Origin of the sequence: Phyllobacterium sp. YR531 (genome assembly GCF_000282595.1) — a bacterium.
In the GTDB taxonomy this organism is placed as follows: domain Bacteria; phylum Pseudomonadota; class Alphaproteobacteria; order Rhizobiales; family Rhizobiaceae; genus Phyllobacterium.
In genome coordinates, this window is the sequence record NZ_AKIZ01000041.1 from 13,676 (window position 1) to 25,802 (window position 12,127).

Here is a 12,127-nt window from a genome sequence, read left to right on the forward strand (position 1 = left end):
CCACGCGTAACGCAAACAACAAGGGCGGAATTGCCGAGGATGGCGATACCGCTCGCGAAGCGACTCGCGCCCTTGTCATAGTTCCAGTTCTGCCGCATCGTTTTGCCGATGGCGGCAAACAGGACGATCCCAAAGCACCTGTTTACTATCGCGAATTCCAGCGCAGTGAAGAAGCGCGTCTGGAAGAGGCCAAGGGTTTGGCCCGTGCCATTGATCTCGACATTGTGCACTCGGATATTGTGCAGGTTTCAGCGCCGCGCCCAGCGACACTACTAGGCTCGGGCAAGGTCGACATGATTGCCGAAATTATCGAAGAAACCCATGCCGAGCTTGTGATAGTCGATCACGCGCTGACACCCGTGCAGCAGCGCAATCTTGAAAAAGCATGGAATGCCAAGGTTCTTGATAGGACCGGGCTCATTCTTGAGATATTCGGCCGCCGGGCCCAGACAAAAGAAGGTACACTTCAGGTCGAGCTGGCACATTTGACATACCAGAAGGGCCGACTGGTTCGCAGCTGGACCCATCTTGAGCGGCAACGCGGCGGTGGCGGTTTCCTTGGCGGACCGGGTGAAACGCAGATTGAGTCGGACCGGCGTGCGCTGCAGGAAAAAATCCTGCGTATCAAACGCGAACTGGAAACGGTTGTTCGCACGCGTGCGTTGCATCGAAGCAAACGCCGTAAGGTGCCGCATCCAATCGTGGCTCTTGTGGGATACACCAATGCTGGCAAATCCACGCTGTTCAACCGCATGACCGGAGCAGGCGTGGTTGCTGAGGACATGCTTTTCGCCACGCTTGACCCGACATTGCGACGTATTCGTCTCGAACACGGCGAAATGGTCATTCTTTCGGATACGGTGGGGTTCATTTCAAATCTACCGACGCATCTCGTAGCAGCCTTCCGTGCGACACTGGAAGAGGTTGTCGAGGCGGATCTGATATTACACATACGCGATATTTCTGACCCGGATACGGCGGCGCAGGCTGAAGATGTTCACGGCATCATGGCTGATCTTGGTATTGAGCGGGGCGACACCAAACGCATTATCGAGGTCTGGAATAAAATCGATCTGCTGGACGAGCCTGGCCGAGAGACAGCGCAACGACTGAGTGCTGCTGCTACTGGCAATGAACACCCGGTTCCTGTCTCGGCAATCACCGGAGAGGGCGTCGATTTCCTTCTGAGCGAAATAGAAAACCGCATCGCCGGAAAACTTGCCCATGTGAAGTTGACCTTGAAGCCTGAGCAAATGGGATTGATCGACTGGATTTATCAACATTCGAGCAATGTTAAGCGCAAGGATCAGGAAGATGGTTCCGTAGTCTTGACGATGGATATGACGGCGACTTCAAATGCTATTCTGCAAGATAAAATGCTCGGCAAGAAACGAGCGAATTAACGCCTGATCTTTGCTTCGCTCCAGAGGGCTTCCATTTCATCAAGTGTGGCATCTTCAAGGGATTGCTCACGTTCGGAGAGCTTCTTCTCGATGTAATGAAATCTGGTGCGGAACTTTTCGTTGGTTCCGCGCAATGCGCTTTCCGGTTCCAGTTTCAAATGCCGGCCAAGATTTACCATTGCGAACAACAGGTCGCCATATTCCTCTTCAGTCTTCTGCTGGTCACCTGCGGCGATCTCTTGCCTTAACTCCGCTATCTCTTCCTCAATCTTATCGAGAATGGGGAGGGCTTCCGACCAGTCGAAACCTACTTTTGCAGCCTTTTGCTGTAGTTTCAGGGCGCGCATCAGCGATGGGAAGCCCTGCGGGATATCATCAAGAAAACCGTTAGGCTCCGCTATATCGAGCGCCAAAGCTGCTCTGCGTTCGCGTCGTTCAGCCTTTTCTTCGGCTTTTATCCTGTCCCACATGCCCTTGGCCATACCTGCGCCACGTGCATTCTCGTCGCCAAATACATGCGGATGACGACGTATCATTTTGTGGGTTATGGCCTGGACCACGTCGCCGAAATCGAACGCTTTCATTTCTTCAGCCATTCGTGCATGAAACACCACCTGAAGCAGGAGATCGCCCAGTTCCTCGCGCAGGTCATCAATGTCATCGCGCTCGATAGCATCAATGACCTCAAATGCCTCTTCTAGGGTGTATGGAGCTATCGATTTGAAACTCTGCTCAATATCCCACGCACAGCCTGTAACGGGCGTGCGCAGGGCTGCCATGATGTCCAGAAGACGAGTTATTTCGCGCGATGGTTCCATCAAATGACCATAAGCGAGGTTGCGGGTGGCTACCATGGCAATGCAGTGGCACCGTGCGCCTTGTCCACAACAAGCGCTACGTTCTATTGGAGAGGTGGTTCGACCGACAAGGCAACTATTGTAAGATTGTCCGCCGCGCCATTTATCAATGTATCGTCAATAATCCTGTCAACAATCGCTTCAACTCTTTGATCGCGCAGTGTACCCGGGTTTTCATGCTCCAGAACATCCTGGGCAACATTTGCTGTCATCAGCAAAAAACGGTCTCCCGGTAAAAGCTGGCCGGTAACAGTGGTAGACGTCGCTTTGAACTGTAATTGCAATGTAGAGCCGGAACGCTTGCTGAGGCTGGTATCGGTCAATTCGATCACTTCGTCGTTTCGAAGAAGCACGCAATGAACATTTCCCTGCACAAGCAGTCCGAAGCTGTTCTGACGAAAGATGAAGCTGAGTGCACCTGCCTGCAGGGCAGGACCGGCAACAGTGATATCAAGTCGCTCAGTCAGAGCGCGCTTGGCATCTTCCAACCTGTCCTGCAGCACTTGCAAGGCATCATCGATAGTATCCGGCAATGGAACACTATCAATGGAGGCCAGCAGAAAACGCGAAATAGTTGCACTCCGGCTGAGACCAAACGTACCGTCGGCAAGCGAGACCAGACCTTTGTCCAGTCGAAATACAAAGCTTTCAATATTTTGCTCTGCCAACGTGCCGCGATGAGAGCGCGCGGCGAAAGACAATTGCCCGGCTCTGGCTGATTCAGAAGACATACCATTATTGTGACGGGAAAGCCCGCTTTGCCGCGCGCGCTCAAAAGCGTCATCGAAATTTGCAGGCGCAGAGCCGTCGGTAAAAAATGTGGCAAAAGCATTAGCGGTCGGCCAGCCGCTATAGAGAGAGATGCCGGCTTTGCGACGATCAGAACCTGACGTCCACCAGACGGACCGCGGGCCAGCGCTTCTATCAGTCAGTGCAGCTGCAAGCGGAGCAAATACGCCCGTATTGTCCCCATCCTGATCGGGACTACCGATGTTGAACGCAATTTTGGCCAAGCGATGATCAAAGAAATCGAGATCGAAATCATCGTCAAGCACGCTCAAAACGAGACTCTCCAGGGATTGCAGCCATTCGTCGGTTTGCTCGATTGAGGCGATTGAGAGCGTAAAATCCGGTATTTGTGCTGCTACGAGGAATGGAAAATACCGGCCCGCCTTGTCAACACTCGGGATCATCATCCCGACCACGGGATAGGGCCCGCATATCTCTGCCTCTAGATAGAAGCGCCATATCGGTGCGTTCAGATACAATTCCAGCCATTCACCAGCCAGTTCTTCCTGACCGGCTTTCAGGGCCGATTGCAGCCATTGATCGATCTGTGCACGAACATTGCGGTCAAGGCGTCGACTGACAAAATCTCCCTTTGTGGGAATTTTGCCAAAGTATCCCGCCAAAACCGTATCTCGGGAGTGCATGAATTCGATTCCTCACTTTCAAGATCGGGAAGTCATCCTTGCCTTGAGGCTTGAAGTTAAAGCCCTTCGGGGCATTTGAAATTGCGCAGTGCTTCCAAAGCAAACGGATTGAGTATTGATCCAACCCTGACATCGAAGCTCGCCCTGCGACCACCCATGCGGAACGATGCAGTAAACTGATCAGCACTCGATCCGTTCAATTGTGCCAGATCAAAAAGGTGGAACATGGCCCAAGGGCCGTCCTTGGTTACGCGTGAGTTGGGTCCTGGTGGATTGAAAGCAATGCTTGCTGATCGATTGCCTTCACCCGGCCATTGAAAGGACTGCGTCTGGGGTGGGCCGTGATCGTAACTGATGTTCTTGCCGTTGATATCGAGTGAAACACTCGTCGAATTGCTGTCGAGATCATTCGGCGAGATGTCGAGATCAAGGCTGAGCTCATTGCCACCTTTTGAGAAGAACGCTGATTGTATCGTCTGCGCATTTTCGAACTGAACAAGCGCATCGCTTGGAATAGCTTCGGCGCCATTCATGCCAGTCAAACGCCACGGGGATTGCGATACATCGACGAACGGCTTGAGGTGAAGCTGAAAGAATGTAGCGAATTCGCCGGATGGCCCGAACATGCGAATGAAATCATTGATGGCGACATCATTGACTGCTTTTCGATTAAACGGATAGCGGTTTTCGATGCCGGACTTACAAAGTCGTGCGGCAGAGCTCTGCCACATCGCAGACATTGATTGACGGGCACCGTTCGCTGTCAATCGCGCAATATCTGTTGCAAGGCGGCCAATCCAAATACTCACCGGTTCAGGCAGACGCTGCGCCTGTGTCACCAGCATCTGATTTGCAGATACCAGCTTGCTTTCTACACCGAAAATCGTATTGACATCTCCAGGATTGATCGCGGCGCGGCTTAGCTGCAGCGACAGTTCTTCAAGTATCGGAGAGAGATCGGAAAATTCTGATTTTTGGCCTTCAGGCGCTTGCAAGGATTTGCGCAACGCAGCGTAAGGGTCGAGCACCGTTGTTTCAAAACCATCGGTCAGCAATTGCAGTTCTTGAACGCGTGCAGCTTCCGCTTTTGCCTTCTCCTCAGCCAATCGCTGTTGTGCCTCATCAATCTCGCCCTCTTTGGGAGTCTGGGCTTTAGGGGCTTCCGGGGCAGCAAATTGCTGCGGGTCCAGATTTGTCGCATCGGCAACCGCTGTTGCGAATGTGTGCAAAGGATTGTCGTTGGATGCGAGAATGCGAACAATTTCGGCAGCCTGAATAAGGTCAGGGGCGGGCCGGATGGTGAGATCGTTCAGAAGAGCGGCCCATTGCATGCGATTGGCGTTGAAATAGATGCGCAAGACATTGATTTTCAAATCATCGCCTGTCTCGGCATTTCCCTGTTCTTCGCCAATAACCCAGTTTTCTTTTGCAAATTGTTCTGACATTTCCGCAAGGCGCGGCAGGAAGTAATTGAAGTAACCGTCACGCGTAAACACGCCGGGTATGCCTTGGCGCAGATCCGTGCGGCTTTGACGCGCGAAGAGCACGTCCGCGCCGGGACCAGCCTTGTCTACGGGCCGCCATTCCTGCAATGCAATTGCATCCGAGCCAGCTACAAGAAGTTCGTATAGCTGTTGGGCACGGGGAATGGCGCTCAGCTTTTCCTGTGCCTTCTTGATCAGATTGTCATCAAGTGTAACTGCCGCCAGTGGGCGCAACAGCATTGCGCGGCTATGGGCAAGAAGGTTTTCACGAGCCTGTGCGCGACCGGCGCCGGGCAGGGACGTTTCGAAGGTTGCCCGAAGTTGCCTTAACGCAAACTCCTCATCAAGCGGCCCGAGGCCACCAAGCATGCTATATAATTTAAGCGTATCGTATAGCTGTCCTGTGCTGATGTTCGGATCATTCATCCGATTCTGGAGATGGACAAGCAAGCGTGGCAAAAGAAAGCCGTTTAGCCCGCGCGCATAGGTGGCCTGCATGCTTTCGCGAAGTTTTTCTTCCTGATCAGTGCCAAAATGATACCAGCGGCTTTTGTCGGCGATGTCTTCAGTAAGAGCGCCGCGCAATGTATTGAGCGGCGACAGTATCCGATTGAGATCATCGGTAGTGATGTCTTCGACAGGGATGGAAATGGCTTCGCGGTTATAAGATGCTATCCGCTCATTGACCGCGCTCATGGTGCTTTGGTTGGTAAAATAGGCGTGCGCCCAACCCGCAAATAGCCCACCAGCGATAATCAGCGGCACGAGATAGAATATCGCCGACATGATACGCTTGCGACGCTGGACCTTAAGATCGGTGGTAACAAGATTGGCTTCACCGAAAATCACATCATTGAACAGACGTGACAGGAAGAATGCTTTTTGCGAGACAGTCCCGGTTGTATTGGGCTCTTGGAGGAACGAGAAACGCTCGGAAGTTGAGCGACCTACCTTGTCATAGACCGCACCGGTCTGGGTAGCGGAGACGAAATAAACACCGCGCAGTAATGGCGCGCCCACGAGCTTTGAGCTTGCAGTCAGCTCACCGATTTGCTCCACAAGGACATTCTTGATGGACGCAAATTGCGCTGGAAAGCGGAATACACTGCTACGCCGGATATCATCGGGCTCCTGCTGCATGCGTTCCAGCAATATGCGGTGCATTCTTTCCAGCAGAAGATCGATTTCTCCGGAAAAAGCTTGAGCAATCTTGCCTTTGGACTGGCTAACACCAAGGGGAAAAGTAACACCTAGAACCTGTTCGCGGTCAAACTTGTTGAAATTGTCGAAGAATTCTCCAAAGCCAGCAAGCATGTCGACTTTTGTAAAGACGAGATAAACAGGCAACCGCACCTTCAAATTATCTTCAAGGTCACGCAGGCGCTGTTTGATTATACGAACTTCCTTGAAACGGGCTTGAGCACTTTGGGTGAGCATATCAGCCATGCTGATAGTCACGATAACGCCGTTGATGGGCTTCAACGGGCGGTGACGTTTGAGCAGCCCGAGGAAGCTTTGCCACGCGGTGCTGTCAACGGTAACGTCACTGTCCTGTGTGGTGTATCGTCCGGCCGTATCGATCAATACGGCTTCGTCAGTAAACCACCAGTCGCAGGCGCGGGTGCCACCAACGCCCTGGATGGCCTGTTCATCCATCTCATCGGCAAAAGGAAACGAGAGTCCCGAATTTACCAGCGCAGTTGTCTTGCCGGATCCCGGAGAACCAATAATCAGGTACCAAGGGAAGTCATAGACATAGCCAAATCGCTTTTTACTGATGGACTTTAGGCGGAGCAATGCATCCTTGAGGCGCTGCCGTAAAAGCGCAACCTCGTCCCTCGCATCTGCTTCTGAATCAGTGCCATCTTCTGCAACGGCATCAATCATCGCAGATTCAGCGCGTCGGCGTCTGACAGCTGATACGATGACATAAATCAGCCAAGCAAGTACCACGACTCCAATCGCAACAAGACGGTTATACTCTGTCTCGAGTGGACGCCATTGGCCGAAGGCAATGCTTTCGCCGTAGAACCAGATCATCACGGAAATGGCGACAACCCAGATCAGCGACCAAAAACGACCACCCTTGAGGAAACCGGCATAGCCCTCAAGATAAGATCGGATTGTATAGAGCCAATTGAGAATATTCACTTTTGAGTGCCCGCGCCGTTTGCCGTGTCATTGTCAGGGCGGGGAGTGGCGATCACGACGATCTCCGTTCGCCGGTTCGCTTCTTTGCCCTCTTTAGTATCGTTGGTGTCGATCGGTTCAGACTCACCCTTACCTTCGAAAGCAATTTGATTTCCCGGTACGTAGGCTCCGAGAATTTTTGCAACGTTTTCTGCTCGCGCCCGTGAAAGGTCAAAGTTTGAAGGGAACCGGGCATTATTTCTGATCGGATCATTATCTGTATGACCGAAGACCTGCACTGCAAAATGCTCATCCGCAATTGCCCTGCCTATACGATCTATCAAGCCTTGGAACTGCGGGGAAACATCTGCTTTGGCAGACGCGAAAAAGCCCGTATTGCGAAAACGCACTAGAACGCGGTTGCCGTTGCGCTGCGTAGTAACCAGTCCGCGATCCACTTCCGGTTGCAGAAAGGCCAGGAAATTACGAAGCCGATCTACTTGTTCGACGGGTTGAGGCGCAGGTTCAGCGACCTTGATCGATGGATTGCCTTCGGGCGGCGCTGCTGCCATTGCTACCATGACCGCATCTGAATCAGTGTTGAGCAACCGCAGAATTCCGATGTAACCGAAGGCACAAAGCAATACCAGAAAGCCGAGCAGGGCCGGATAGAGATTTTTGAAGCGGCCTTTTAGGAAGCGTGCATTAATGCCGCGCCAATGCGGAGAAACTTCCCGCTCGACGTCGCCCATTGTGGCCTGGAGCGTGCGGTAGAGGCTGTCCCTTATTTGCGAGAGTTCAAGAGCACCGCGAGCACTCACCCTCAACTTGCCCTTGAAACCAAGTGAAAGGCACAGATATAACAGCAGCAGAATATCGCGATTGCGGCCCGGATCCTTGTGAAAGTGTTCGAGCAATTCAAAAAAACGTTCGCCACCCTGCACGTCGCGATGGAAGGTGGAGACAATACTGTTGGTTGCCCAATTGCTGGCACCGCCCCAACGCGTGGCCAGCACCACATCATCTATCGTTGCACATAATGCATAGTGGGCGACGCGCGCATGTTGTGCATCAACATTGGCATTGGCGACCTTGCGTTCATAAGCACGCATTTCATCAATGACAGCGGTACGCAGCTGATCAGGATCAGGCCCCTCAGGCAGCCCTCGCAAATGATAGAGCAGATTGAGTTGGGGACGGGCCGCCGACACAAGAAATGGCAAGCCTTTCGGCGTGCCATCAATCATTTCGACACCGCCTTCGGCCAAGGCAGCTTGCAGCGTGGTCGTTTCGGCAGAGTCCGCTGTGCCGGATTGAGCATTGCGACCTCGATCACCCCCGGGTTTGGGCTTTATGATCGTCGGTTCGCTGCGCCAGAACTTGTCATCACTCATGGCGTCATGACTTTATAGCCCAAAGCTCAAATTCAATGGACGGAAACTCACCGGCCAGATGCAGGGCTATGGCACCGGAATTGCTGAGCTGTTTCCACAATGGTCCGTCCCGGTCGAGTTCGAAATAACTCGTTCCCGGACGATAGGGCAGTTGACGCGGGGCCACAGGCAGAGGACGAACCGCGATGCCCGGAAGAGCGACATTGACCAATTCGGCTATACGCTCGACAGGCCCAACTTTTATCTGGCGAGGCAAAGTGCTGCGAAGCGCTTCCGATGGCATATCGCTTCGTATTGCCAGGACAAAGCCGCTGCCTACGAGAAGGTTGCGATCGGTGATCGTGCCAACACGTACACCATGCTTGCGCTCGTCGAGCGGTATCTCGACTGCGGAGCGCTCGAGCACCGAAGAGAGCGACTCGCGCAAATCAGCCAGAACCGGGTCGAATGATCCGCGCAAATCAACATGGCGGTATCCGGGAAAAACAGAGCCTCTGCGCCGTTCTTTGGTAAAGGTCGAAAGCTCACCGGCAAGCTGTGCACAAAGCACATAAAGCGCTTCAGGGTGCAGAGCCGTAAGATTTTCACGGTGATGACGGAAGGCAGCCTCATTCCGGTTAAGCACCTGCAGAAACTGGAAATCGGATACTTCTGCCGTGCCGCGAATGGAAGGATCGCCCATTCGGTCGGCAATCGCTTCCGCACGATGAGACATGATGCCCAGAATTTCCGTGACGATGTTTTCCAGTTGCAACTGGGCCGCGCAATTCGTTGCGGACGCAATAAATGTGTCGTCAAGCACGACCGATTGATCCTGACGGACTTCGACGATGCGTGCGATTGCGATACGGTCATAGCCCGCCAGCTCTTCATCTGACAAAAGGAAGGTCAGCCGAAGCCTGCCAACATCCAGCAATGCCGAAATGGAACTACCTTCATTCGTGTCCTGCACTTCATATTTTTGACGTGCATAGCGAATGCTACGGCCCGGCGCCGTATCACCACCTACTTCTGCCAAACCAGCTTGCTGCATCGGCAAGCAGAGATAGACGATGACGTTCTTGGTGCCTTCCTCCAACCGCAGTGCAGGAGGTAGATCGACAGGGCCGGGGGCTTCAAAGACTGTGCCATCCGGCATTACGCCACGTGCACTGGAAAGAGCAAACAGGCCGTTGCTTAAAAGCTGTTCATTGATAGCAAGACGCGAAACGCCCCACGGAAACTTTATCAGTTCGCGTGTTGCGGCTTTAATGAGTCTCTCGGTCCAGCGGTCCTGTTGCTGGAAGTGCTGCACCCGAAGGAACATGCCTTCCGACCAGACGACGCGATTGTCATGTTCCATCAATAAACACCGATCGTTTAATTGCTGGCGGACGCACTGACAGACAGTTTGCCGACAGAAATGCTTAGTTTTCCCGCCCCGGAAATAGGGGTCAGTGCGCGCCAGCGGGCGTTATCGATATCTCGGAACCCGGCGATGACACCAGCATAAGCACCGTCTACCCCGGGATTGATAACGAGATCAGCCGTCTGGCCCGGACGCACGGAAATGGTCTTGCGCTCTACAAGGTCTTCACCAAGCGCACTGCCGCCCTTCAACTGGAAATAATCGAGAGACTGAAAGCGCCCAGGTGATTTGAGCACAAAAACTTCAACAGCTGTTGGAGTAGCCGAGCCCGATGGCGATGGATTGGCTGAACTGCTGGCCGATACAACAACTGGGATGGGTTCTTGATATTTTGGCCCGGTGTTCTCGGGAGTTGATGTGCAGGCAGAAAGAAACGTTACTGCCGCAGCAGCACAAGCTACAAGAAAAGAGCGTTTCGGTGATGTGTTGCGGCGACCAGACTCAGATAACTCAAGCGCTTCAAAACGCATACTATTCTCCCGATACAATCCTTTTATGGACTTGACACAACCTAGGTGACTAATCTGGTTGTAACTTGCAGATAAGACACCTTCACGTCAACGTAATCTTGAGTTCGTGAGATTTATGTTTTGGAAAAGAATTTACGCAGAAGTTTCATTAGTGCAGGTTTGCGCTTGCCGCCCTGTTGTTCCTCGAAAAGTGTTGCAGAAGCAAGAAATTCGTCCCAAAGGGCTGCTTTGCGAAGTGCCGGTATGGCTTTTGACTTGGTTCTGCTAGCAAGAACAGATGGATCGATAGCCTGCTGGACCTCTCCGATAAAGTCCAGCGTGGCTGCTGACAAATCGGTCTGGTAGTTGGTGATGGATCGAAAATCCCTTTCGATCAGCTTGATGTCGGCAGGCTCCGCCTCATTGATAAACTCGACAATGCGATGCATGCGTTGACTGTCTTCCGGGCTTGCTAATGAGAATATCCAGGGCGTGTCGCCAGCAATACCTTCCAGCTCAAGACGTGCCGCTGATGCATTCTTTCCCACATGCATCTCATAGAGTTCGCTCAAGGCGACTCGCATGACAGTGCCAGCTTTACGCAGAAATTGTTCTGGATCGAGATTGGGCTGCATTGTCGTATCCAATCCTGCCCCCTCCAGAAACGCCTGAAGCAATCCTGCTGCCTCCTGAACGGATACGGTTCTTGTGGATGCGCTTTTTGATGGCGTTGGCAGGGGATTGATGGTCTCCGGTACCGGAGGCGCTTGCTCGTACCGGACTGGCTGTTGCCGCACGAGGGGCTCTTCGTCATCACTGTCCCAATTATCCGGCAAAATAGGGCGGACCACCGGCAATTCAAACAAGGAATTTGCTGCAGGTGTCTGTTCGATTCTGTCGGATAGCGCTGAGGGGCGGGTGGTCCGGTAGGGCTTGATAATATCGACTTCTGTTTCTGGAGGTCCGTCCCAGCCGATGTCCGACACCCCCAACCCTTCGCGCGACGCAGGCTTGGCGGGTTGATCAAACAATTCGTCGTGGCTTTCGCCAGGCAACTGGCTGGTGGCTCCAACCCCTGCAGGCGCAATATCCGAAAGGATTGATGTCACGCTCGGTCCAGCCAACAGATCAGCACTGTTTTGTATTGAAGGCGCGCGGATTGCCGAATCTTTTTGCATAACCAGCCTGAAACGGTAATCCGCAATCTCGATAGTGTCTCCGTCGAATAGCTGTTGACCATATTGGCGGTCTACGGCGATTCCGCCCACGCTGACGCCGTTAGTGCTCTTATCAACGAGATATAAGCCCGTATCACGCTGCTCGAGAGTGCAGTGATGCTTTGAAACGACACGGCGGCTATCCTTGATGACCCAATCGCAGCCTTCACCCCTGCCTATCGTAAAACGCTGGCTTTGAACTACCATGGAACCACTGAATGAAGTGTCGTTTGGATTGTTCGTGGCTTGAATCTCGATTCGCATGGGTAGTTCCTGCATGTGGTAGTAAATTTGTACTGCTTACGACGGAAAAATAACTCGGATATCTTAGTCTTCGCCATAAGGCAGTTGC

At 52.8% G+C, this 12,127-nt stretch carries 8 protein-coding genes; 1 reads left to right on the plus strand and 7 read right to left on the minus strand.

The features are described from left to right. Window positions 1-29: 29 nt before the first annotated feature. Window positions 30-1,403 carry a GTPase HflX gene (gene hflX / locus PMI41_RS23865; RefSeq protein ID WP_244424002.1) on the plus strand — a complete coding sequence of 458 codons (1,374 nt, stop codon included), beginning with the start codon at window positions 30-32 and terminating at the stop codon, window positions 1,401-1,403. On the opposite strand, the gene mazG is transcribed toward hflX, so the two are convergent. From mazG to PMI41_RS23900, 7 genes are all read right to left on the minus strand, one after another. Then, a complete protein-coding gene (mazG, locus tag PMI41_RS23870) occupies window positions 1,400-2,221 on the minus strand; it encodes a nucleoside triphosphate pyrophosphohydrolase (protein WP_040856737.1) in 822 nt (273 codons plus the stop codon). The genes hflX and mazG overlap by 4 nt on opposite strands. Before the next feature lie 83 nt (window positions 2,222-2,304). Further along, on the minus strand, window positions 2,305-3,693 hold the full coding sequence (gene tagF, locus PMI41_RS23875) for a type VI secretion system-associated protein TagF (RefSeq protein ID WP_008129222.1): 1,389 nt from the start codon (window positions 3,691-3,693) through the stop codon (window positions 2,305-2,307). 56 nt (window positions 3,694-3,749) lie between these two features. After that, complete coding sequence (gene tssM, locus PMI41_RS23880; protein WP_008129223.1) at window positions 3,750-7,328, minus strand: type VI secretion system membrane subunit TssM; 3,579 nt, start codon at window positions 7,326-7,328, stop codon at window positions 3,750-3,752. Then, window positions 7,325-8,701 (minus strand): type VI secretion system protein TssL, long form, encoded by a 1,377-nt coding sequence (gene tssL, locus PMI41_RS23885; protein WP_008129224.1) that lies wholly within the window; start codon window positions 8,699-8,701, stop codon window positions 7,325-7,327. Before tssL ends, tssM begins: the two co-directional genes overlap by 4 nt. 4 nt (window positions 8,702-8,705) lie before the next feature. Further along, a complete protein-coding gene (gene tssK / locus PMI41_RS23890; protein WP_008129225.1) occupies window positions 8,706-10,043 on the minus strand; it encodes a type VI secretion system baseplate subunit TssK in 1,338 nt (445 codons plus the stop codon). Window positions 10,044-10,060: 17 nt separating this feature from the next. After that, complete coding sequence (gene tssJ, locus PMI41_RS24435) at window positions 10,061-10,579, minus strand: type VI secretion system lipoprotein TssJ (protein WP_008129226.1); 519 nt, start codon at window positions 10,577-10,579, stop codon at window positions 10,061-10,063. Window positions 10,580-10,692: 113 nt separating this feature from the next. Next, on the minus strand, window positions 10,693-12,039 hold the full coding sequence (locus tag PMI41_RS23900) for an FHA domain-containing protein (protein ID WP_008129227.1): 1,347 nt from the start codon (window positions 12,037-12,039) through the stop codon (window positions 10,693-10,695). Window positions 12,040-12,127 lie beyond the last annotated feature (88 nt).

What these genes read in the sequence shown, in the direction of transcription:
- mazG (WP_040856737.1), bottom strand. Translation starts at nt 2,221, where the DNA reads ATGGAACCATCGCGCGAAATAACTCGTCTTCTGGACATCATGGCAGCC.
- tagF (WP_008129222.1), bottom strand. Translation starts at nt 3,693, where the DNA reads ATGCACTCCCGAGATACGGTTTTGGCGGGATACTTTGGCAAAATTCCC.
- tssL (WP_008129224.1), bottom strand. Translation starts at nt 8,701, where the DNA reads ATGAGTGATGACAAGTTCTGGCGCAGCGAACCGACGATCATAAAGCCC.
- tssK (WP_008129225.1), bottom strand. Translation starts at nt 10,043, where the DNA reads ATGGAACATGACAATCGCGTCGTCTGGTCGGAAGGCATGTTCCTTCGG.
- tssJ (WP_008129226.1), bottom strand. Translation starts at nt 10,579, where the DNA reads ATGCGTTTTGAAGCGCTTGAGTTATCTGAGTCTGGTCGCCGCAACACA.
- PMI41_RS23900 (WP_008129227.1), bottom strand. Translation starts at nt 12,039, where the DNA reads ATGCGAATCGAGATTCAAGCCACGAACAATCCAAACGACACTTCATTC.